Genomic DNA, 23,767 nt, shown 5'->3' with positions numbered 1-23,767 from the left:
GGCTTTTCAGCGAATCTCGGCTTCCTGTACGACTTTCGCGTGACAGCCCTTTCGGCTCGCGAATCGGACAATCAATAAAACGGAAGTCAAACAGACAGAACTGACATACATGGATTGGAAATACAACAATTTGCTGTCTGTTCCCATCATAAGGCCATGAATCGTGGCCAGCAGATAGGCAGCAGGTGTCAGCATATGCAGCTTCTTCCATCGCGCCATAAAATCAAACCATGAAAGAGCCCCAGATAAAATCCCCAATACCCCAACGTTTCGTGCAGAGGAAACAGCCAAGCCGCCGTCGGTTTCCCACCCCGTATGATTTGCGCATAAAGACCTGTCACAACGGAAAGAGAAAGCAGCAGATAGGAAACGGTGCCTGCGGAATGGGTCAGATTCCACGCGTTAAGCCAATCCGTATTCATTCCCCCAGACCTGTCCGTTTTCGTCCACGACAATCGCTTGTTGGCCACGTTTTTCAATCCAGGAAAAAGCGGTCTCACGGTCAAGCAATACCATCACTTTGGCCCACACATCCGCTTGGCAGGCAGTAGGGGCTGTGACGGTAGCGGCAGCCGTTTGGGTTTCCATCGGCAGACCGGTTCGCGGATCAATCAGATGGTGCATCCGTTTTCTGCCCTGATTCCAGCTTCGTTTGATTCTGGATGAAGTGGCGACAGCCCCCGAATAAAGCGACAAAACGGTCAAGTCGGAATCGGTGTCGAAAGGATTTTCCACGCCAACCAGCCAAGGACCGCGTCGTTTTCCAAAAATGCGCAGATCACCGCCTGCGTTGACAAAGCCACATCCCCATTTTTCCAAAAAAGAGGCTGCATGATCGACTGTCCAGCCTTTTGCAATTCCGCCTAAATCGATTTTGATGCCTTTCTGTATACGAACCGTCAGATTGTTCGCATCCAGCTCAAAAGGACAATCCCTAGCTGCGGTTTTGCAAGTAGTGTTGGCGGAAGTTTCGGAATGAATGTTGGCAGAATTTATGTTGTCTGTACCGCCTTGTGCGAGAATCAGTTCAAAGGACCGGTCATATCGGGTCAACTCCAATTGATGAAGCAGACCTGGATGATAGAGCCCGTCCGTTTCCTGAAAAGCGTTGGCAGCAGCTTGTAAAACGGCAAACAACAACGATGAAACGGCCATCGTTTGACCGGCATGCCGGTTTAATCGTGATAGCTCACTCTCCGGCCGAAACCGGCTGCAGATGGCTTCCATCTGGTGAAAAAACATGCGTGTCCGACGCAATGCAAACTCGATTTCTTGTTGTGAGCGAATCGGATTTTCGGTTTCCAGCAGCACTTCAATATGAGTATTCATCGCCTGAAAAGAGAGTCTTTGTTCGCTCATGATGCTTGCGTCCTTGTGTGCGAGTGGCCTTTTTTCTGAATCGAATTGGATCACGACGTAGTGTCCGATGAAGAATTTGGCTGATTCGAGTCCGAATTTATTGTACGATTGTCAGTATAAGAACCTCCATCAGAGGGGGGATTGTTCGACATTCGCTGCTTGTGGATTGGGTGCGGACAGATTGCCTGCTATGACTGCCGCCAGAGCGACGCTTCCCAACCGGACAAACCAGGTGATGAACGGTTTCTTTTTCATTAAAAGGGGTGCCTCCTTATTGTGTTTCATGATTGTGCCTGCTCGTGTCCAGTATGGTGCCGGAGGATTAAATTCTGCTTAAGAAGTTGCCCTGGTTAAAGAGTCGATCTGGCAGCCAGACAGAAGGCCATCCCAACAACACCGCTTTTATTGACACGAAACCGGCGGTTGTGCTACTATAGATCGGTGAGTGATAGGCGTGCATCGCTGCGCTCACTGTAACCGCATGGTACGGGTTTCTAAATCCTGCGCTGTTTCAAGGCTGAAAGCTTGGGATACAGGCAGGTGCCTTGTTACGAGCGAGTCTGAGTGATAAGGAGGTGCGTAAGATGTACGCAATCGTTGAAACAGGCGGCAAACAGTACAAAGTGCAAGAGGGCGACGTTCTCTTCATTGAAAAACTGGCTGCAGAAGAAGGCGCAACGGTCAACTTTGACAAGGTTCTGCTGGTCGGCAAAGAAGACGGCGTCGTAGTTGGAACTCCGACAGTGGCAGGTGCAACTGTATCGGCTACCGTTGTAACGCACGGCAAAGCGAAGAAAATTATCGTGTTCAAGTACAAAGCCAAAAAGAACTCGCGTAAAAAGCAAGGCCATCGTCAACCGTATACCAAAGTGCAGATCGAAAAGATCAACGCCTAATGATACAGGTCAACATCCATCGGGATTGGCAGGGACACATTGACTCTTTTCGCGCGGCAGGACATTCGTTGTTTGCTGAGAACGGCAATGATATTGTATGCGCGGCCGTATCCATATTGGTGCAAAACTGTGTAAACAGCATCGAGACTCTCTTGCATGTCACGATTCCTGCTGTCAGTAAGGACGGTTTGGTGGAATGCAAGATTCCGCCATTAGACGATTCGCTTGCAAAGCAAGTTCAATTGTTGCTGGAAAGTATGGCGTACGGCTTGCGTACTCTTGCGGAATCATATCCCAAGCACGTAAGCGTTGTGGATAACGATTGAAAAGCAATTGCAAATAAGCAGAAAGGGAGGTGCATACCATGTTGAAACTGAATTTGCAGCAGTTTGCATCCAAAAAAGGGGTAGGTAGCTCCAAGAACGGTCGTGACTCGATCGCAAAACGGCTTGGCGTGAAGCGTCAGGACGGACAGGTGGTTACAGCGGGAAGCATTTTGGTTCGCCAGCGCGGCACCAAAATTTATCCGGGTGTGAACGTCGGCATTGGCGGGGACGATACACTGTTTGCGAAAGTGGAAGGTCGCGTTGCATTCGAACGGATGGGCCGCGACAAGAAAAAAGTTTCCGTATACCCCGTGCAAGCGGCGGAAGCGGTACAGCCATAACAGATTTCAAAGCGATAACCCAGCCATCTGGCTGGGTTTTTTTACAGCTTAGAAAGCATTCCTTTCATAGAATGGGCACGGCTTCTCCTTGAAACGGCAGAAGCCTTTTTTATTTGCCAAAGAGGTGTGTATTCGTTGGTAGATTCGATAAATTCCGACTTTATAGTTTTGAATGAACCGTGAATGTAGTTGAAATATTTACTACAATTCTATTGACGACTTTCTATTTTACATAGCATAATAGAAGTGTCGACAATCGACATATGCTATGGGTTGGTGATGTACACATGAGACTAAAGGGGGTAAAACATGAAAAACTGGAAAAAAATCGTTTCCGTTGCAGCGACTGCTGCACTGCTTGGTGCATCTCTAACTGGATGCGGCGGTAAAGCGACTTCCGGTCCCAGCGGACAAGCACCAGACAAAATAAAAATCGGTGCGGTTCTGCCCTTGACAGGAAAGGAAAGTAAGGTTGGAGGTTATTTCAAAGCGGCTTATGAATTGGCAGTCAAACAAGTGAACGATCAGGGCGGCATTATGTTGAAAGATTACAACAAAAAAGTGCCGGTAGAACTGACCGTACAGGATGACCAGACGGATCAGACCAAGTCGGTGTCGCTGTTTGAACGTCTTGCGACGGTCGATAAAGTGGACGCGATGTTGGGCGGTTATCCGACTCCGGGCGTAATGGCGCAAACCGTCGTGCCTGAAAAGTATCATATCCCCTATGTGAATGGCGGCGGAGCTTCTTCTTCTATTTACAAACGGGGAATGAAATACGTGTTCGGAACGTTGGCGCCTGTGGAAGAATTGGCTACCACCTCGATGGATGTACTGAAAGAACAAATGGATGCGGGGAAATTGACAAAACCTGCTAGACTGGTCGTACTTTGGGAGAATACCGACCACGGAAAAGAATATTTGGACGGCATCAAACAGTGGGTAGATAAAAACCCAGGGTACGCACAAATTGTAATGACAGAAGGTTTCGAACTTTATGGAAGCGATTACAGCTCTCTTCTCACCAAAGTGAAAAATGCGAACGGCACCATTTTCCTGGTGGACGCTCACTTGCCGGACTACATTCTCATGCATCGTCAATATACCGAAATGGGCCTGAAGCATGAAATGGTCAGCTATGGTGCAAGAGGACCTGATAAAGACGCAAGAGACGCGCTTGGCAAAGCGACCGATTATGTGTTTGCCGGCGTTTGGTGGGATAAGAACCTGCCCTATCCGCAAGTGCAACAGTTTGTGAAAGATTTTGAATCGTTCACCGAGTCTCAAGGAAAGAAAATGACTGCGGAATGGTATGCGGCCATTTCCTATGAAGCGGCTCGGGCTCTGTTAAAAGCGATCGAAAATGCAGGATCTGTGGATAAACAAAAAGTTCGGGACGCTCTGGCGAACCTGACGATGGATAAATCGATTATGCCGGGGCAGGTACTGAAGTTCGGTCCGGAAGGGCAAGCACATTACCCGTATGTGGTGACACAGAACAAAGAAGGCGGTAAAACCGACATTGTTTACCCGAAAGACTCTAAGACGGGTGATATAGTCGCACCGATTCCCCGCTAATGTGACAGATAACCAACCGCAATTCGTAATTGCAGACACATTATGAAATGGCGGGGGAGAGCGAAATCCTCCCCTGCCATTGTTTTTAACAAACTGAAACCTGCGGGGTGTTTCCATGAATACTTTTTTTGATCTGCTGGTGAGTTCCATCCTGCTGGCCGGTCTGTACATGACAATGTCTTTCGGTCTGACTATGATCTACGGCGTTATGAAAATCATCAATCTGGCACATGCCGGTGTTATCATGCTGGGCGCCTATCTGACCTATACGTTGTATCATACGCTCGGGATCGATCCGATCTTGTCGCTCGTTATCAATTTACCTCTCTTTTTCCTGTTTGGGATGTTCATCCACCGTGTTTTTGTCAGTCGGGTGCCATTGGCCGATGTTCCGACATTGCCGTCACTTTTGTTGCTATTTGGAATCTGGCTGATCTTGCAAAATATTGCGTATCTGATTTGGAGCGGGAATGACCGATCCATCATGACGGCGTACACCACCTCGACGTTTCAGATTTTAGGTGCCCATGTCTCGCTGATCCGCGTAATCGTATTTGTCATCAGCATATTGGCTTTGATCTTTCTGCAACTGTTTCTCAGCAGAACGTATATGGGCAAGGCTATTCGGGCGATTACCCAAAATCGGAACTCAGCTCGTTTGGCAGGTATTGATGTGGAACGCATCTCCATGGTGGCGTTCGGAATCGGAATTGCGTTTGCCGCACTGGCCGGTACGCTGATGTCGACCATGTATTCCTTTAACCCTGATTTTGGCCGTACCTTCCTGTTGAAAGCATTTGTCATTATCGTGCTGGGAGGACTGGAAAGTTTTTATGGTGTGGCAATCGGCGCACTGCTTCTGGCGTTATTTGAGTCTTACAGCGCGTTGTTTATTCAAGCCAGCCTGCAGCCAGCCATTTCGTTCACTCTGCTTGTTGTGATCCTGATCTTTTTGCCGGGCGGGATTACCGGACTGCTGCAGCGAAGGAGGAAAGCGGCATGAAGAAGTTGATCTTGCCAGTCGTACTTCTGGTTATCTTGGCTTTGCTGCCGGTATTTCAAGTCAATGAGTACATCCTGCATTTGGGAATCATGACGTTTTTGTATATTGTGCTGAGTTCCTCATGGAATATTTTGGGCGGATTAGCAGGTCAAGTTTCCTTCGGATTTTCCGTGTTTTGGGGAATGGGCGCCTATACGCTTGCGTTGGCATTGAAAGCGGGATATTCCCTGTTTATCAGCATTTTGTTGGCGATCATCCTGGCCGCAGTGTTTTCCGTTATCATCGGGTTCCCTACGTTGCGGCTGCGGGGTCCGTATTTTGCGATCGCCACGATCGGGGTTGGCGAAGCGGTACGGGTCTTCATGCTTGTGTTTGCGCCGGGTGGCGCTTCCGGAGTTACCGTGTTTGATCCGACCGCTTTCGGTAAAGAGTCCCACTACTATTCCGCATTTGTGCTGCTTGTCATCATATTGGCTGTGGTTCGCTGGATTATGAATTCAAAATTCGGACTTGGGTTGAAAGCGATCAAGGAAAATGAAGACGCAGCCATTGCGCTCGGCGTCAACACCATTTGGCTGAAAGTGTCTGCCCATCTGATTGCGGCCGTCTTTATCGCTATTGCCGGCGCTTTGTATGCCCGTTATCAAATGTTTATCGAACCAAACGGTGTGTTCAGCTTTCAGCAGGGGATTTCCATCCTGATGATGCCAGTCATCGGCGGTTTGGGAACATTTTGGGGCCCAATTATTGGAGCGATCGTGTTTATCGTCATTCAGGACCAGTTGATGGCTTCCTATCCAGAGTTAAATATGTTGATGTACGGTGTGTTGCTCGTCTTGATCATCCTGTTTGAAGGCGGCGGGGTGGTCGGTTTTGGCAAACGAATCGTCCGACTGCTGCGCAAAAAGCCAAACTCGTCAGCCGCTTCGAACAGTGTAGCAGCAAATCCGTCAAATCACTAAAACAGACAGCGCAATTATGGAGTTGGGGAAGGAGGCCCGTCCATGTCCATTTTGAAAGTGGAAGGATTGTCGAAATATTTCGGAGGCTTGGCGGCAGTTAAGGATGTCGGTTTTGAAATGCAGGAAGGGATGATCATGGGATTGATCGGTCCAAACGGTGCAGGCAAAACCACTCTTTTTACAATGATTGCCGGATCGCAAAAACCATCTGCTGGCACCATTACCTACCGAGACAGGCAGATTCAGGGAATTTCCGCAGACAGAGCAGTCAAACTGGGGGTTTGCCGTACCAATCAGGTGGTCAAACCGTTCCGGGAACTGTCAGTTGTGGAAAACGTCATGGTGGGTGCGTTTTATGGCCGAAATAAACTGTTTGGCAAAAAAGCGGCTGAAAAGGAAGCGCGGCGTATTTTGGAGTTTATCGGAATGGAGAATTTGGCCGACTTGCCTGCCGGGCAACTGAGTATCGGAAATCTCAAACGATTGGAAATTGCACGTGCGTTGGCGACCAAGCCAGATCTGCTCTTGCTTGATGAAATCTGCGGCGGCTTGACTCCTTCCGAAACGGCCAAGACGATGGAATTGATGAAACAGATTCGCAGTGAGCAAGGAATTTCCATTCTTTATATCGAACATGACATGAAAGCGGTTATGAGCGTGTGTGACCGTATTCTCGTTTTAAATTACGGCCAAAAGATTGCGGAAGGCACCCCGCAGGAAATCGTAACCAACCAGCAAGTGATCGATGCGTATCTCGGTCAGAGCGAAACGGCGTAAGGGAGGATTGCCATGTTATTGCAAGTCGAACATCTCGATGTATTCTATGGAGACGTACAGGCAATCTGGGATATGTCATTCCATGTCAATCAAGGGGAAATTGTCACCCTTGTGGGAGCGAACGGAGCGGGGAAAACCACCCTCCTCAAAACGCTGTCCGGGCTGTTGCAGCCGCGCGGCGGCACAATCACGTTCGATGGTGTCGTAACTTCCAGCAAGAAACCGCATGATATTGTGGCGGAAGGAATCGTTCATATCCCGGAAGGACGGCAATTATGGTCGAATATGTCGGTGATTGAAAACCTGGAGTTGGGTGCTTATGGCAAAGAAGCCCGTAAACATTCCAAAGAGACATTGGATTGGGTCATGCAGCTGTTTCCAAGACTGCAGGAAAGACGCCACCAGAAAGCAGGTACGATGAGCGGCGGGGAACAGCAGATGTGCGCAATTGGAAGGGGCCTCATGTCCCGCCCGAAGCTACTCATGTTGGATGAACCCTCGTTGGGTCTGGCACCGAAATTAGTGGGAGAAGTATTCGAAATCATTCAGCAGATCGCCAAACAGGGAGTCACCATCCTGCTTGTCGAACAGAATATCCACCACGCGCTGCAGATTTCAGATCGAGGTTATGTGCTGGAGACGGGCCGCATAATATTAGATGGAACAGGAAAAGAACTGTTAGCGAACGAACATGTAAAAGAGGCATATTTAGGCATTGCATAAAGAGCGTGGACACCGCCAGATGGTTGGCGAGGTCCTCCTTTGCAAAAAAATGTCAGAATAATCAAAATCATGAGGTGGTTGTATGTTCCAACGGTTAACCCATTTTTTTGTCCGGTATGTTCAGAGATATATGCCGGACCCTTACCTGTTTGCGATCATCTTGACCTTACTGGTGGTAGTCCTCATCTATCTGCTTGTGCCGCAGGCAACCACGTCGGGCATTATTAACGCGTGGTATCAAGGCGTTTGGGGAACACAAAACATCTTTACATTCGCTTTGCAAATGACATTAATTCTTGTCTGCGGTACCACATTGGCACAGGCTCCGCTTATCAAAAAAGGATTGCAAAAGTTGGCGGCTATCCCGCAGAACCAGGTGCAGGCGGCGATCCTTTGCTTTTTTGTCGGTGCCATCGGTTCATTGATCAACTGGGGATTGGGTCTTGTCATCGGCACCATTGTGGCAAAAGAAATCGCCAAACGGCTTGAAAAGATGGATTTCGGATATGTAGTGGCGGCTGCCTACATGGGATTTGTCGTCTGGACGTCCGGAATTTCCAGTTCCATTGTACTGGCATCGGCCGATCCTACCAGCTCACTCAACATCATTTATAAAATCACGAAACAAACGGTCAGCGCGTCAGATACTTTATTAACTTTGTACAACATTGTTCCCGTTGTTGTTACGCTACTCGTAATTCCGTTCATGCTTAAACATATGGCTCCAACGGACATTAAAACGGTCAACCGTGATTTGCTGATGGCGGAAGAAACGGCTGCCACTGCAGAAGCGGCGATAAAGCAACAGCAGGAAAAAACGTTTGCCAGCGTATTGGAGAACGCCTGGATTCTTAACTTGATTATTGTGGTGGTCGGATTTTACGAGTTTTTCACGTTCCTTGGCGGAGCGGTTACCATTAATACGATGATTCTCCTGTTTACTCTGCTAGGCATGCTGTTCCATTGGACTCCTATTCGGTTTGTACGGGCATTTACCGAATCGGCAAAATCGGCCGGTTCCTTACTGCTGCAATATCCTTTATACGGCGGCATTATGGCGCTATTGGCATATGTCCCGGCGAAAGGAATCGATCCGCTGCAGACAGTATTGGCGCAAAGCCTTGTCAAGGCGGCTACTGTCCATACTCTTCCGTTCTTAAATTATATCGGATCTTGCATCATTACAATGTTTGTGCCTTCTGGCGGCGGCCATTGGGGGGTACAGGGACCTGTTTCGGTACAGGCTGCCGTTTCGATGGGGCAGACGTCACCGTATTACCTTGGAAAAATGGCCATGTCAGTCGGCTTCGGTGAAGGGGTATTCAATATGATCCAACCGTTCTGGGCCTTGCCGGTAATTGCGCTGGCGAAACTTTCGATTCGCGATATTATGGGATACTGCGTAATGGCGTTGCTGGTGAGTTTCATCATCTTTGGCGCTGCATTGTTAATTTTCTGATCGGGTGACATTGCCTTTCAGAATGGTATGAGTGGATGGCGGATAAAAGAAGGCTTATCGCATGGGGGAGTTCCATTGTGATATGCCTTTTGCTTTTGTGGGAAATATCAATCTAAAGGAAAGGATTTACCGGAATAACGGCACTGTTAAGCAGTCCTTATCTTGACTAAACGGGCGGGCTAGTTCAAGATCAATTGCGGTAAACCGTATCATCGTTAAGGGTAAAATATTAAGGGCCTCCATAAGCTCCTTCACTTGAATACGGGTATATTTGACATCCGTTTTCTTGAATCTTGCAAGTCTGAAGCAAGTGATACAAGGATTGTCGTCAATTGGTTTTGTTTCCGCCGCGGAGAGGACTAATTCGATCTCTTTTATAGAATAAAATTTTGAACCTATTTGATCAAACCGCCTAATCACGAGAGAAGTATAATTCATTACACTATAAAGGCTGGAATACATCGTATCTTAAAGATCAGTTTGACATTGAAATATGCAGTAGACATCAAATTTTCATCAAATTTTGAACTAGTCTTAAAGTACAAGTTTTAAAATGAAATTCGACAAATATCTCGATGTTTAGACATGTCTGGGAATTAACTTGATTCACGGCGCGGACTGCATAATCGAAATCTGACGAGGAAACGAAAGGGGAAGAAGTCAATGATCGATCTGGATGAATTGACAATGAATAAGGAAAAAAGGATGGCACTGCCTGATATTGGGCAATATCTGTATCTTCACGTTCCTGAAGGACCTTATAAGGGCAAGTATGATTCACGTTTTTTAAATATGAATACAGACAGTCTTGACTTCGAGCTCCCCGTCAGCTTGCAAACACGAACTCCAAGATATTTTAGCCCGGATACCAGTATGATTGTATCCTATACAGATTTTGAGGAGCGGATACCCTATTGTTTTGAAACGAAGGTCCTATCGATTCAACCCGGTCTGATGCATGTGAAAAAACCGAAAATAATTCACAGAATCCAACGGCGTGACTATGTACGTGTACCAGTTACTTTTCCTGTTGAAATACTTACGGCCGGTACCAGTACTCAAAACCAATTCTTGGGAACGGGAACAGCCCAAAATATATCCGGAGAGGGAATCGCTGTTCTCGTAAATGAGAATATCGTCATGGATGCTGGCAAAAGCGTCATTCTTCAATTTCAGATACAAGTTGAAGAACAAGCATTTCAGTTTGCTATACATGCCCAGCTTGTTCAGGTTCGTTCAAATCCGTTGCAGGCAAATACAAAATTATGTGCATTTAAATTCATGAACGTATCTGTAAACGATCAGCGCACTATTGTCAAATTTGTATATCGGCGTCAAATTGAGCTTCGGGATTTAGGTGGAGGGAAGGTGAAAGATTGATAAACGAAGCAACCGAACAAATCAAGGAGATTTTTCTCTCCCTCCACAGCTCGGAACATGTTCCTATAGATCAAATAACGTCAGATATCATCCCTGCAATCAAGCAAGCAACAGAAAATACTGGTGTATTTAAGCTTCTTGCAGAATTGCAATCCAAAGATGACTATACATATCGTCACAATATCGCTGTGGGTGTAATCGCAACGCTGATCGGAAAGTGGTTGAATCTTGACGAACCCGATCTGTCTCATTTAACCCTAGCCGCAACTTTACATGATATAGGAAAGGTAAAGATTCCTCTTGAGATTTTTAACAAACCCGGACGGTTAACCGATATTGAATACAGGTTAATCAAGAAACACGCTCAATATGGTTACAACATTCTTAAAAATAGTAAAGGAATCCCACATAGAGTGGCTCTTGTTGCGTTGCAGCACCACGAACGTGAAGATGGAGGCGGGTATCCGGCTGGATTAACGGGAGAGCATATCGACACGTTTAGCAAAATCGTTGCTGTTGCTGATGTTTTTCATGCAATGACATCAAAACGCACTTATCACGAAGCAAGACCCTTTTATCAGGTAATTTCGGAGATGAGGGAAGGGGGATTTGGACAGCTCGATGGGACAATAACACTCACTTTCATACAGAAAATAATGGAACAAATGGTAGGAGAGTATGTAACACTAACGAATGGAAGACAGGCGAAGGTGATCCTGATTAACCAATATGACCCGGCAAATCCATTGGTTCAAGTAGGAAACCAGTTTATTGACTTATCAAAAGATACTGCTGTTCATATAGGAAGCCCCTTCACTTAGGTGAATCACAACTTTTTTAAATGAGGGTTTTGTCACAAGGGGGCGGAATTCATCCATTATTGACTTGATATAAACAAAGGAACGAGAAAACGTATGGATGGTCGTCAACGTTTATTTTAGAAACAAGTATTCCTTGTTTAAGCACCGACAATTCCGATATCCAGCTATCCAGATATTCTCATACCCGATTTGGGATATCAATTTAATACTAATTTCTGTGTATTAGCGGGCAAATGGACGTATCGATTACATTGCTTTTCATTTAAATCAATGTTTTTAGTCTGTTTCCTAGCGTATACAATATTGTGTATGAGGGTCATCCTATGAGGATCATATCTGGATTGTTCATCTTGATTTGTTTATTTCTCGGCAACGTACAAAGTACAATCGCAATGGGAGAGCCGAAAGCCCCCTATGCTGTCATGGGCAAACTGGATTTATCTCATTGGGATTTTGATCAACAGGGGATCGTGAGACTTAATGGGGAATGGGAATTCTATTGGAACCAGTTATTAGAACCGGATGACTTGCGATCACCGATGGCCCTTTTTTCAAAGCAGTATGCTGATGTACCGAATGAATGGAAAGTTTATTCCACGGGTTATCGGCCGCTGTCCAATCTAGGATATGCAACCTATCGGCTAACCATAGAAATCGGAACACAAGATCTGGGGAAAACTAAGGCGCTATATATCCATAATGTTGCCACCGCATACAAGCTGTGGATCAATGGGGAGCTTATCACGTCGGTAGGAATTGTAGGGAAAAATAGAGAGGAAATGGTGCCAAAGAATTATTCCGAGACTATCTATTTTACCCCGAACACCAATCGAATCGAACTCGTGATGCAAGTTTCCAATTTTGTTCAGAGAAAAGGCGGTTTATGGGATTTCATTGAGTTCGGCAATGAAAACCAAATTACTCGGCAAAGAATCAAAAACATAGCCTCGGAATTGTTTGTAGCAGGCATTTTATTGATCATGAGCATCTATCTTTATTTACTGTCAGTATGGAACAAGGACAAATCGACTTTTTATTTCGGTACGTTTTGTTTGGCTATTGCTGTAAGAACGCTCGTTACAGGTAATACCTACGCCGTTTCGTTATTTCAGGGCTTGAGTTGGGAGATTGCAGTAAAGTTAGAGTATTGCACACCAATTCTTGGGGCGTTGTTCGCGATTTTGTTTTTCCAATCCCAATATCCTTTAGAGTTTCATACAAAGGTCCGAAATCTCTCGCTATACATAGGGGCTTTGATCTGCATGTCGGTTCTTGTGACACCCGCAAGGATCTATACCAATTTCTTGACAACATTCGAAATGTTTGTTGCAGCCAACTTCCTTTATATCATTAACGTTATGGTATGGGCCGTCATTCGCAAAAGAGAAGGTTCACTACTGAGTTGCATAGGCGGATTTATTCTCTTTTTAGCCGTTTTAAACGATATTTTGTATTACGCGCATGTTCTGGCAACAGGACTTTTAGTTTCTTGGGGGTTGTTATGTTATTTGTTGGTACAGTCGTTTCATTTGACGGTAAAGTTCTTAAACGCATTCAAAAACGCAGAGAAACTGTCATATCAATTACAACAAATGAATGAGTTGTTGGAGGAAAAAGTTCAAAAAAGAACTATGGCTCTGGAACAATTGAATGCAGAATTGCAAAAAACAAACCGGCGGCTCATCAAATCAGAGGAATCACGCCGTCAAATGTTATCCAATATTTCGCATGAATTAGGAACTCCTCTCACTTCCATTAAAGGGTATATCAAGGCGATGATAGACGGGATCATACAGGCGGGCGACCGAAAGTATTTGAATCTGATCTATGCAAAAGTCAACTTTCTGGAGCGAATATTTGAGGATTTTCTGGAATTAACAAAGTTGGAAACACGAGAAATTAAGTTTAATCTTCGAGAGATTCGAATCATGAAATTCGTGCAGCACCTTTTCTATAAATATGAATGGGATGTGAAAGAAAAAGGTCTTCATTTTGAATTAAGTATCCCTGATTCCCTGAAGAATTGCAATGCAACAGTTTACATAGACCCGGATCGCATCGAACAGGTATTTGTGAATTTGCTTTTTAACGCCAAAAAATTTACTCCTCCCGGTGGAATGATTCGCATCCAAGTCACGTTTGAACATCGAACGCCGTCCGGCAGTTTTGTCGTTGTTAAAATAGCCGATACGGGAAAAGGAATTCCGGAAGAAGAGCAACCCTACATCTTTGAACGGTTATATAAAGCCGCCGCACACCGAAATGCACAGTATAAAGGTGCTGGGCTAGGGCTCGCCATCTCAAAGGAAATTATTGAATATCATCAAGGTGAAATTGGGGTTGACAGTCAATTAGGACAGGGAAGCACCTTTTACTTCATACTTCCTGTAAGTTCTGTCTCCGAACATGATAACAGTAAGGAGGTACTTAATTGGAAGAAGGAAAAATCTTAATCGTAGACGATGAAAAAGAAATCGGGGAACTGATTCAACTATATTTGGAAAAAAATGGTTACCAGATTTTTTATGCCGATAACGGACATCAAGCTCTTGAAGTGGTTAAACAAGAACGCCCCGATCTGATCATCTTGGATCTATCATTGCCGGACACGAATGGTGTGGAAATATGCCGGGAAATTAGAAAAGGTTCAGATGTCCCGATTATTATATTAAGCGTCAAGAGAGGTTCGGACGATATTATTTTGGGGTTAGATACAGGTGCGGACGATTATATTACAAAACCATTTGATCCGAGAATTGTTGTAGCACGAGTAAAAGCCAATCTTCGCCGTGCGTTAAAACGCCATAATCTTCACAGTAAGGATCATATAGCGAGATACGGCGACTTGGAATTTGATTTACAAAGCTACGATGTAAAGTTTCAGAGTCATTCGGTTCCACTGTCCATCAAAGAGCGTCAATTGCTATTTTTTCTTATTGAACATCCGAATCAGGTGTTTAGTGTAGAACAACTTTACGAAAATATATGGGGATGGGACAGCGATAGTAATCTACGAACTGTCATGGTTCATATCAGTAATCTGCGTAGAAAGATTGAATCAGATCCTGCGAATCCCAAATATATTCAAACAGTCAGGGGGTTCGGCTACAAATTTTTAGTTGAGGATCATTAAACTCTATCGTAGACATCCATTGATTGATTTACTTGGTAAGTTGGTTTGGAAGAATCCCAAGGATAGTGAGTAGGAGTATGGCAAAATTACTTTCGAAGCGGATGGGGGTGACTAAAATAATTAGACAACTCAAACAGAAAGCAAACAGAGATATTGCCGTAATTGCTGTGATATGTTTATCGGTTTTTTTATTCGGTATGAGTTTTGAGCTCATCCAAGCGTGGTTATATTTTTTTATAATTCTATCAATAGGCTTATTTGCCTTTTGTTTACGCAGATGGAAGGACATTGAGATGGTAAAGAAACAACTTTTGGGTTCTGAGGAGGCGTTGCAAGAGACTGAAATTAAATTTCGTGAACTCTTTCACCATGCGAATGATCTCATTTTCTTGTATGAACTGACAGTGGATCGTAAACCCCGATTCCTTGAGGTAAACGACGTAACATGCCAAAAATTGGGTTATACCAGAGAAGAACTGTTATCCATGTCCCCCAGGGACATTACAGATCCGGAATGCCTCGTTGAGATGCCAACAATCAAAAAAGAGTTGATCGAAAAAGATCATGTAACATTCGAGTGGCGCTATGTCGCCCAAAATGGGCACAAACTGCCTGTGGAAAGCAGCGCTCGCGTCTTAACCTTAAACGGGGAAAAAGTGGTCTTCACTATTGCCCGCGACATCACAGAGCGTAAGCGCATCGAAGAAATTGTGAACCATTTGGCCTATCATGATCCTTTGACCGATCTTCCCAACCGGCGACTGTTTGAAGATCGGGCTGCCCTGGCGTTATCTCATGCCAAACGCCATCACCATATGATGGCCGTGCTTTTTCTCGATCTGGATAGCTTCAAGATAATCAATGACTCCCTAGGGCATGACCTGGGAGATCTGTTATTAAAAGCCGTTACTGAGCGCTTAAAAGGCTGTGTCCGTAAGAAGGATACCATAGCGCGGATCGGGGGAGATGAATTCACCTTGTTGTTGCCTGAAATTGCGGAAGTGCAAGACGCAATTAAAGTGGCCCAAAAAATTCTTGAAATACTCGAACAACCCTTCATGATCAAAGGACACACATTTCAAATCACCACGAGCATTGGAATTGCTCTGTATCCGGATAATGGTGCAGATATTGACACCTTACTGAAACGTGCGGACATCTCTATGTACCGGGCGAAAGAGCAGGGAAAAAATAATTATCGGCTTTACAGTTTTCCCTGAAATCATGGATTGAGGGACTTTTCTCATTCTACAGGAACAAGCTGCCCAAATGATTGAAGTCACCCTTTGCAGAGATCCGTAAGATCCTTTGATTCGTTTCGATATCAGTCAGAGATGAGGTATTAGCGGTGAATTATCGGCTTATTGTCATATTCTGTTGAATGTAATAAGATTTGATCGAGTGGGTGGTGGGTTTATGTTCCTAGTCAATGCAACGGAAATGATTGTGCAGGATCTTTTGGAACTATTTCTGAGTAACCATGCTTTAAAGTGCAGCTGTCCTCATTGTAAACAAACCGGAGAAACATATATCAAAACCCTCTATATGAATACCCAGCTGCAGTTGGACGTTATAAAGGAAATTGCGAAATCTGCAACGATTGTTGAAAAAATCCAAATCATAATCAAAGGAAAAATTTGAGAAAATAGTATGATGATTCGTGTACTTCTGCTTCTTTCCTCGTTAATTGCCATGTGGGTGTATATAGGATGGCGAATCCTTTATACTCTCCCGAACGGTTATGCCATTATCTTTGCAATGTTGCTTCTTCTAGTTGAAGTAATTGAAGCGATACAAAGCACTATTTTTTACTTAATCATCTTCGACCCGACCGATAGACAACCACCCTCCCTTCCCGACCAGTTGTGGACAGTGGATGTATTGATAGCCACTTATAATGAGCCGGTGGAAATCCTTAAAAAAACCGCAGCAGCCTGCAAAAACTTGGATTATCCAAGTGAGTTTCTTCATATTTGGATCTGCGACGATGGACGACGCGAAGAGGTACGATTACTTGCTGAAGAGTTAGAAATTGGATATCTCACTCGCCCATCCAACGAACACGCGAAAGCGGGTAATCTAAATCATGCTCTTACACACATCAAAGGGGAACTTTTGGTCACTCTTGATGCCGACATGATTCCAAAACCGGAGTTTTTGAAACGTACCGCAGGATTCTTTAAGTTTCACCGTGTTGCCTTTGTTCAAACCCCCCAGTCTTTTTATAACGAAGACATCTTCCAGTTTAACTTGTTCCAAAACAGGAGCATTCCAAACGAGCAGGATTTGTTCATGAGAGTGATTCAGGCGGGGCGAGACCGATTTAATGCTGTCATTTATGCAGGAAGCAATGCAGTTTTTCGCCGTAGTGCGATTGATTCAATCGGTGGATTTGCAACTGGCACCATCACCGAGGATTTCGCTACCGGTATGCTTTTACAAGCCAAAGGTTACAGGACTGTGTTTCTCAATGAAGTGTTGGCTGAGGGATTGGCAACCGAGTCCTTGCCTGACCTTTTAAAACAGAGAATTCGTTGGGGACGCGGAACCATCCAGACGGTTCGGAAATGGAATCCCCTGTGTATCGAAGGATTATCTTTGATGCAACGAATCTTATACATGACTTCGTTTGTGTATTGGTACTCTGGGATCGGGAAGATGATTTTCATCTCGGCGCCTTTGCTATTTTTAATATTTGGCATTCCAGTTTTGAACACAACTCTGAGTGGATTGTTAGGGTTTTGGTTGCCTCACTTTATTTTATCAGGTATCGTGTTTCGAGTTTGCACCAACAAAGTGAGGGATCGGTTTTGGAGCCATGTCTACGACACAGCTATGGCACCGGCAATTTCTTGGGCTATCCTGGTAGAGACCTTTACACGAAAACCTATACCATTCCGTGTGACTCCAAAAGGTGTTACAGCCGGTCAAACTAAATTTCACAAAGAGCTTGTTATTCCGCATCTTGTCTTTTTAGCAATTTCCGTACTTGGAATCATAATCGGATTATTTATTCTACTACAGGGAACGGATCAACAAGTAAAAGAATCTGTGTTGATTAATCTGTTTTGGTCCGTCTATAACCTCATCGGACTGGTGGTGTCCATTATGTTGGGATGGGAACGTCCGCGAATGAGAAATACAGAACGATTTGAACGATCCTACAAAATAGTTGTGGAAACAGAAGGAGTTGAGATCTCCGGAACCACGATCAATATAAGCGAGGACGGCTGCCGTATATTGTTGAATCATCCAATTCCTTTGTCGAAGAGTCTGAAACTGATTATGTATGGCCAAGAAACTCATGAATTTCAGGGGACAATTGTCCATTTTGATTTGCACCCCGAAGGGTTTCAAGCGGGAATCCAATTTGAACCACTGAACTTAAGAGATTATCAACGGTGGATAAGAGAGCTTTACGGCACCCAACCCGAAAAGACAAGTTTCCAACTCCAACGAGGCAGCAACTCTATTTCTGTATTTTTAGAGTACTTTAAGCACTTTCAATTTCTATACAGACCAAAAAATCGAAAGTCCCAAAGGATCAAAACAAATATTGACTGCCAAGTGCAATTACTGCCCGCCGTTACTTTATTGGCAGTCGAAGAAGCGGCGGCGGCAAATTTCGATTCTTTCAACAGGGACCTGCGTATGACGGCTATGCGGCCTGGAGAGATTCACGATGTCAGTCTACAGGGGTGTCAGTTGCGTGTAGGAAATGTGCGGACATGCAAACCCGGGGACGGAGTGGCGGTGGCTTTACCTCATATTTATCAAATATTGATCGGTCGAGTGGTATATGCTCAGCCATCCGGTAAAGAATTTTTAATTGGAGTAAACTGGATAGATGAGATAACAGGTCGGCGAGTTATGGAAGTTCTGATGAGCAATAATTTACGAAGATAGCAGGTACCTTCACTCAGTGTACAAGAAGAGGACGGCTTCTTTTAAACCGTCCTGGAATCCTACAGCGAAGCTGGTACTCCTTTGACGTAGGAAAAATCAGCTTTTTGCTGGTATATACCAGCGTATTTTTTACCGTTAAAATATTGGAGGATCCCCTATTTACATATCAAATTGACAAAAGAATTATTCCGAGAGCATAATACCCAGGTGGGTATAAAGCGAGAAGGTAGTGGCGGCAAGCAATCTGGAATTGTGTATCCGTAACGAGGTTGAGAAAGGGAATGATCCCGATAAAGTGATTAAAGAACCGGTTGATTTACTGGTGAATAGTCGATAGACAGGGAGGAATTTAGTTGAAGATCAGGAACAACGAAATGATAAGAAAACGTAGTGGATATGGAGGCTGTTTGTAAGTACTGCGATTGGCAATTTCGATGATACGATTTGGCCGGGTACAGAAGTAAGAGGGTTATTTTTTGGCATTTATGTTCTCGGCTCTAACTATACCCTTATCGTGAGTCCCAAATGGTCACTGAATAGCAGACCATTTGAGACTCGCAATTACGACATATAAAGGGGATCGTTGACACGGCTTAGCAACCGTTTAGGCTGTTTGGTTGTCGCTTGACTCTAAAGGTTCCCCAGCGGTCACGCCACTTTTGTACAGTTCCGCAATATCGCTGTCGCTAAATCCCAATTCGCGCAGGATCTCCCGCGAATGTTGACCGAGCAGCGGCGGTGGGGAAACGATTTCGCCAGGTGTGTCCGACATTTTGACCGGGATGCCGACCTGTTTGATCTCACCGATTTTGGGGTGCTGCATCGTCACGAGCATATCGCGTGCCAATACGTGAGGATCCTCGTACAAGTCGGACAACTGGTAAACGGGACCAGCCGGAACGCCCGCGTTGCTTAACAAATCCACCCAATGTTTGAACGGTTTCGTGCGGAATATAGTTTCCAAAAACGGAACCAGTTCGTCGCGATTCTCTACCCGTTTCGGATTTGTCGCATAACGCGGATCGTCTACAATATCCAGTTCCATCACTTTGCAGAATGTTCTCCATAAGGAGTCATTGCCGACCGCAATGTTGAAGTACCCGTCTGCCGCAGGAAACACCTGATAAGGACAGATGTTCGGATGGGCGCCGCCAAGCGGTTGCGGGTTTTTCCCGCTGGCAAAGTAGTTGCCTGCCAAGTAGGTCTGCCAAGAGATCATCGTTTCCAGCAACGAAGAGTCCACCCACTGTCCTTTTCCAGTTTTGTTGCGAGCTTGCAACGCCAGCAAAATTCCAATCACAGCCCACATGCCGGTTCCCACGTCAGCCAACGAGAAACCGCCTTTTACAGGTGGACGCCCCGGTTCTCCCGTGACAGACATCAAACCGCCCATGCCTTGTGCGATCACATCATAACCGGGCAGCATGGCGTAAGGGCCTGTTTGTCCGAACCCGGAGATGGAGGCAAGAATGATCCGTTCGTTCCGCTGTTTTAGCACCTCATAACCGACGCCCAATTTGTCAATCGTCCCGGGGCGGAAGTTTTCCACGACTACATCGGCCGATTTGACAAGATCAAGAAAAATACCTCTGCCTTCGGCAGTTTTAAGATTTAACACGATGCTTCGTTTGTTCCGGTTAATGCTGAGAAAATAGGCGCTCTCACTGCCGACAAACGGGGGGCCCCAAGCGCGTGTGTCGTCGCCTTGCGGCGGTTCGATTTTGATGACTTCCGCTCCCATATCGGCTAGCACCATCGTACAAAAAGGTCCGCTCAAAATCCGGGAAAGATCAAGTACTTTAATGCCTTGTAACGGTTTCATTTTTATACCTCCACGCGGATCGTTCAAATTTGGGCGATCGTTTTTCTACATATGCTTTCACGCCTTCCGGGAAGTCGTGTTCATCGACAAAATAAGGGAAGCCTCGATCGTTCCAGGCCGGCTCCGTCATTTGTACGCAGTAGGAAACAGACTGTTTAATGGCGCGAAGCGACGCGGGAGACTGGTGCTGGATTGTATTGGCCAGTTGCAGGGTGGCGGCACTTAATTCGGCTGACGAGGTATAATAGTTTAACAGACCGAGTCGATAGGCCTCCTCTCCGGCGTATACACGACCCGTATAGACGAGATCTTTGGCTCGGCTGGGCCCCAGCAGATCGACCAGACGCTTGGCAAACTTCGGACTCAATGTAATGCCGAGCCGCCCCACCGGAATCCCCATTTTTGTTTTCTCGCAACCGATTCGTATGTCGCAGGCGAGTGCAAGCTCAAATCCGGCTCCCATCGCAACGCCTGTAATCATGCCGATTGTCGGAATCGGAATTCGTTCTACGGCGGAGATTGCTTTCTCCATCATTTCGAATGCTTCATCGACTTCCGGCAGCGACATGCGGCTAAATTCCGCAATGTCAGACCCGGAAGTAAACGAATCCCCTTGTCCCCGAATAATCAACAATTCGGAACGGCGGGAGTGGTGTACATGGGACACCATTTCATACAATTGCTGCCAAAAATCTCGCGATAAAGCGTTTCGTTTTTGTTCGCGATTGATGGTAATAATGGCCATTTTGCGGCTTTGCTGCAACCGTATCGACCCTTCATCCGGTTTCCGGTATACGAGTACATGCATATCTGTCACCCCTTTGTCGATTGTCGACATAAATAAAAATGCATCAGTTAGGACTAAGACCTATATAAATAGACAAGCTAGTGTCGATTGTCGACAATTTAATCATATAAAAATTCGATCTTGTCTGTCAATTGTTTTCTTTAAATCGGCTTACATATTTTGAAACGCGGGACAAACTGTCCAAATCGTGTTGTTTCAACGCCTCCAGCGCTTTGTCACGCTGCCCGTCGAAGAGAAGAGAGACAATTTGCTGGTGTTCCTGATGCGATTGCACCAAAGTCTGTTCATTGCCGACAGACAATTTTAACAGAAACTGCAAAGGAATTTCCAAATGATCATACAGACTGGCTAGAATTTTGTTGTCCGCCAAGTCGAAGAGAGTCCGGTGAAACTGCATGTTTAAATTTGCATATTCGTGAAAATCTTTGTTTTTGACGGCATTTCCCATCTGGTCTAATATGGTATTGAAAGCTTGTTTTCCGTAATCTGACAATGGCAAAGAAATTTCAGACAGCGCGAATTCTTCTAAATGGCAGCGAACTTGGTATAATTGGGTGAGTTCTTTACTCGTGTAACTTTTGACAACGGCCCCTTTGCGAGGCATCCGTTCCACGAGTCCCTGCAAGGTTAAAATGTAGAGCGCTTCCCGAATCGGGGCTCGACTTGTTCCGAATTCTTCCGCAAGCGACGCTTCTTTCAATCGGGAGCCGAGTTGCAATTCTCCTTCCAATATCCGTTGCGCAATTCGTTCCGCAATTTGTTCTGGCAATGATTGTCCGAAATGTTCCAAACGATGCCACCTCATTTCCTAGGTTCATTATAACAAGTTTGTATTTCCACACAAATGTTTTTTGGTTAGTTTTTGGAGGGATCCAGGTTTGAAAATATATGGATTGTACGGCAAGAGTGGCACGGGAAAGAGCCATCGGGCGAGCGAAGTGGTCGCCCGATACCAGATTGACGCTGTGATCGACGATGGGATTTTGATCGTGAATAAAATGAGAGTGGCGGGTAAATCGGCCAAAAACGAACGCTCGATGTACGCAGCTACGAAGCGGGCGATTTTTTTCTCGGACAGCCATCGGCAGGAAGTGTACGACGCGATCCGGCAGTTGCATATTGAACGGCTGCTGATCATCGGAACCTCGCAAAAGATGATCCGCCGCATTGCCGCCCGGCTTGAGTTGTCCGGCGAGATTGAGTGGATTCCGATCGAGTCTTTTCAGTCAGAGGAGGAACTGGCGCTTGCCAAACAACAGCGTTCCCAGGGATATCATGTAATTCCGATCCGACCGGTTGAAGTGGAAAAAACATATACGGGCGGATGGTTTCGCAAACTGGTGATTCTGATGGGGAGGCGCAAAGAAGAGGTCACGCTGGTGAAACCGATGTATTTGAGCGGGAAAGTAACGATCCACCCGCAGTATATTCGGGAGTTAACGGAGATCGAGGCGGGGCCGGAGATTCAGATTCATTCGGTCAAGGTGGATAACCAGAAAGTAGATGTTTCACTATCTCTGCTGCAGGGGTATACGGTAGAAGACTTGCGGGTATGGAAAAAACGCCTGCAGGATTCTCTTGTATACAGCCTTGAGATGCCTTATGTGGTAAATGTGGAATGGCGTTCTATACTGGACAAACGCGGGGGGACGCAGGCAAGACAGAGAGGATATTGAGCGATAGAATCGATTTTGCTCGCGGATTGGAGAGTAAAGTGTGAAACAGGATGCACCGCCCAATTTACAGATTTGGCGATGGCTAACGCGATTGGCGTTGCTGCAGTTGGCGGCGGCAGCCGGATTGCTGGTGTATGGGATCGCTGTCCCCAACCAGGGGTCGGCCGCATTTGCCGGATTTGGCTTGTTGCTGTTGTCTGCATTAGGCACGGGCGGCTTTCTGCCGCGATTTTTGCATAGCGATTTGCGGCAAATGGAGGCGGACCGAATGCAGGCAGCGCTTTACATGCTGGCAGAAAGTCGGCATAATATGATGAATCATGTCCAGCTGGTAAAGGGGTACCTCCAGCTCGGAAAATACGAGAAATTGCTGGACCCGGTTGAGAAGATGATTGGGGAGGCGCAGCGGCAGTCTGCCTTATCCAACCTGCCGGGGACAGAACTCGGTTATCGGCTGGTGCAGCGTGATTTACAGGGCAATATGCTGAAGTTTGTTGTAGAATTGGAAAATACCGCTGCGTTTTCAGGGGGGGAGGAGCGGAAACTGGCTGATGCCATTCTGCAATTGGCTGACATGGGAGAAGATTTGTGTCAGGAGTTGGGGATTTGTGTGGAATGGGTGGTACGCGCCGCCAAACAAAGGGGAAAGCTTGCAATAACTCTTGATGTTTTAGGAGAAGATGTAACTGATACATATATGGAAGGTCTGACCGAAGAACTGATAGACAGTGGTTGGGTTGTACAAACGGGGAATGAACAGAATGCATACAGATTGTTATTGGAAGTCAGGTGAAGAT

General features: G+C 45.7%; 24 protein-coding genes. 17 read left to right on the top strand and 7 right to left on the bottom strand.

Features of this window, described 5'->3' with window-relative positions:
• Positions 1-6: 6 nt before the first annotated feature.
• The 4 genes from skT53_RS05080 to skT53_RS18815 form a co-directional block, all read right to left on the bottom strand.
• Positions 7-219, bottom strand: coding sequence for a hypothetical protein (locus skT53_RS05080; protein WP_200760077.1), 213 nt, complete (start codon positions 217-219; stop codon positions 7-9).
• Entirely contained in the window at positions 189-422 is a 234-nt protein-coding gene (locus skT53_RS05075; RefSeq protein ID WP_200760076.1) for a hypothetical protein, read from the bottom strand. The genes skT53_RS05080 and skT53_RS05075 overlap by 31 nt, the downstream gene beginning before the upstream one ends.
• Positions 403-1,359, bottom strand: a complete 957-nt coding sequence (locus skT53_RS05070; protein WP_200760075.1) for an FAD:protein FMN transferase — start codon at positions 1,357-1,359, stop codon at positions 403-405. The genes skT53_RS05075 and skT53_RS05070 overlap by 20 nt, the downstream gene beginning before the upstream one ends.
• A gap of 129 nt (positions 1,360-1,488) precedes the next feature.
• On the bottom strand, positions 1,489-1,614 hold the full coding sequence (locus tag skT53_RS18815; protein WP_264175999.1) for a hypothetical protein: 126 nt from the start codon (positions 1,612-1,614) through the stop codon (positions 1,489-1,491).
• 329 nt (positions 1,615-1,943) lie between these two features.
• Here skT53_RS18815 and rplU point away from each other — a divergent pair, with 329 nt between their 5' ends.
• The 15 genes from rplU to skT53_RS04995 all read left to right on the top strand — a co-directional run bounded on the left by rplU (position 1,944) and on the right by skT53_RS04995 (position 18,664).
• On the top strand, positions 1,944-2,255 hold the full coding sequence (gene rplU, locus skT53_RS05065) for a 50S ribosomal protein L21 (protein ID WP_200760074.1): 312 nt from the start codon (positions 1,944-1,946) through the stop codon (positions 2,253-2,255).
• On the top strand, positions 2,255-2,581 hold the full coding sequence (locus skT53_RS05060; protein WP_200760073.1) for a ribosomal-processing cysteine protease Prp: 327 nt from the start codon (positions 2,255-2,257) through the stop codon (positions 2,579-2,581). Before rplU ends, skT53_RS05060 begins: the two co-directional genes overlap by 1 nt.
• Positions 2,582-2,619: 38 nt before the next feature.
• Entirely contained in the window at positions 2,620-2,922 is a 303-nt protein-coding gene (gene rpmA / locus skT53_RS05055) for a 50S ribosomal protein L27 (protein WP_200760072.1), read from the top strand.
• Positions 2,923-3,231: 309 nt separating this feature from the next.
• Positions 3,232-4,500: an amino acid ABC transporter substrate-binding protein gene (locus tag skT53_RS05050; RefSeq protein WP_200760071.1), complete on the top strand. Its 1,269-nt coding sequence runs from the start codon at positions 3,232-3,234 to the stop codon at positions 4,498-4,500.
• A gap of 115 nt (positions 4,501-4,615) precedes the next feature.
• A complete protein-coding gene (locus skT53_RS05045) occupies positions 4,616-5,503 on the top strand; it encodes a branched-chain amino acid ABC transporter permease (RefSeq protein WP_200760070.1) in 888 nt (295 codons plus the stop codon).
• On the top strand, positions 5,500-6,465 hold the full coding sequence (locus tag skT53_RS05040; protein ID WP_200760069.1) for a branched-chain amino acid ABC transporter permease: 966 nt from the start codon (positions 5,500-5,502) through the stop codon (positions 6,463-6,465). Before skT53_RS05045 ends, skT53_RS05040 begins: the two co-directional genes overlap by 4 nt.
• Positions 6,466-6,507: 42 nt before the next feature.
• A complete protein-coding gene (locus skT53_RS05035) occupies positions 6,508-7,242 on the top strand; it encodes an ABC transporter ATP-binding protein (RefSeq protein WP_200760068.1) in 735 nt (244 codons plus the stop codon).
• Between the two features lie 12 nt (positions 7,243-7,254).
• Positions 7,255-7,965 (top strand): ABC transporter ATP-binding protein, encoded by a 711-nt coding sequence (locus skT53_RS05030; protein ID WP_200760067.1) that lies wholly within the window; start codon positions 7,255-7,257, stop codon positions 7,963-7,965.
• 82 nt (positions 7,966-8,047) lie between these two features.
• Positions 8,048-9,424: a TIGR00366 family protein gene (locus skT53_RS05025; RefSeq protein WP_200760066.1), complete on the top strand. Its 1,377-nt coding sequence runs from the start codon at positions 8,048-8,050 to the stop codon at positions 9,422-9,424.
• A 663-nt stretch (positions 9,425-10,087) separates the two neighbouring features.
• Positions 10,088-10,804, top strand: coding sequence for a flagellar brake protein (locus skT53_RS05020; protein WP_200760065.1), 717 nt, complete (start codon positions 10,088-10,090; stop codon positions 10,802-10,804).
• Positions 10,801-11,625, top strand: coding sequence for an HD-GYP domain-containing protein (locus skT53_RS05015; RefSeq protein WP_200760064.1), 825 nt, complete (start codon positions 10,801-10,803; stop codon positions 11,623-11,625). The genes skT53_RS05020 and skT53_RS05015 overlap by 4 nt, the downstream gene beginning before the upstream one ends.
• A 323-nt stretch (positions 11,626-11,948) precedes the next feature.
• Positions 11,949-14,078 carry an ATP-binding protein gene (locus tag skT53_RS05010; protein WP_200760063.1) on the top strand — a complete coding sequence of 710 codons (2,130 nt, stop codon included), beginning with the start codon at positions 11,949-11,951 and terminating at the stop codon, positions 14,076-14,078.
• Positions 14,057-14,758, top strand: a complete 702-nt coding sequence (locus skT53_RS05005) for a response regulator transcription factor (RefSeq protein ID WP_200760062.1) — start codon at positions 14,057-14,059, stop codon at positions 14,756-14,758. Before skT53_RS05010 ends, skT53_RS05005 begins: the two co-directional genes overlap by 22 nt.
• Before the next feature lie 77 nt (positions 14,759-14,835).
• Positions 14,836-15,978 (top strand): sensor domain-containing diguanylate cyclase, encoded by a 1,143-nt coding sequence (locus skT53_RS05000; RefSeq protein ID WP_200760061.1) that lies wholly within the window; start codon positions 14,836-14,838, stop codon positions 15,976-15,978.
• 430 nt (positions 15,979-16,408) lie between these two features.
• On the top strand, positions 16,409-18,664 hold the full coding sequence (locus skT53_RS04995) for a glycosyltransferase family 2 protein (protein WP_200760060.1): 2,256 nt from the start codon (positions 16,409-16,411) through the stop codon (positions 18,662-18,664).
• Between the two features lie 604 nt (positions 18,665-19,268).
• On the opposite strand, the gene skT53_RS04990 is transcribed toward skT53_RS04995, so the two are convergent.
• The 3 genes from skT53_RS04990 to skT53_RS04980 all read right to left on the bottom strand — a co-directional run bounded on the left by skT53_RS04990 (position 19,269) and on the right by skT53_RS04980 (position 22,084).
• Entirely contained in the window at positions 19,269-20,486 is a 1,218-nt protein-coding gene (locus skT53_RS04990) for a CaiB/BaiF CoA transferase family protein (protein ID WP_200760059.1), read from the bottom strand.
• On the bottom strand, positions 20,464-21,294 hold the full coding sequence (locus skT53_RS04985) for an enoyl-CoA hydratase/isomerase family protein (RefSeq protein ID WP_200760058.1): 831 nt from the start codon (positions 21,292-21,294) through the stop codon (positions 20,464-20,466). The genes skT53_RS04990 and skT53_RS04985 overlap by 23 nt, the downstream gene beginning before the upstream one ends.
• A 127-nt stretch (positions 21,295-21,421) precedes the next feature.
• Positions 21,422-22,084, bottom strand: a complete 663-nt coding sequence (locus skT53_RS04980) for a GntR family transcriptional regulator (protein ID WP_200760057.1) — start codon at positions 22,082-22,084, stop codon at positions 21,422-21,424.
• An 88-nt stretch (positions 22,085-22,172) separates the two neighbouring features.
• Here skT53_RS04980 and skT53_RS04975 point away from each other — a divergent pair, with 88 nt between their 5' ends.
• Together skT53_RS04975 and skT53_RS04970 are read left to right on the top strand one after the other, a co-directional pair.
• A complete protein-coding gene (locus skT53_RS04975; protein WP_200760056.1) occupies positions 22,173-22,970 on the top strand; it encodes a hypothetical protein in 798 nt (265 codons plus the stop codon).
• A gap of 40 nt (positions 22,971-23,010) precedes the next feature.
• Positions 23,011-23,763, top strand: a complete 753-nt coding sequence (locus skT53_RS04970; protein WP_200760055.1) for a Spo0B domain-containing protein — start codon at positions 23,011-23,013, stop codon at positions 23,761-23,763.
• The last annotated feature ends 4 nt before the right edge of the window (positions 23,764-23,767 follow it).

The organism is Effusibacillus dendaii, from assembly GCF_015097055.1.
GTDB classification, from domain to species: Bacteria; Bacillota; Bacilli; order Tumebacillales; family Effusibacillaceae; genus Effusibacillus; species Effusibacillus dendaii.
Note: the sequence above shows the minus strand (reverse complement) of the source record. Positions and strands in the feature narration are given on the sequence as shown.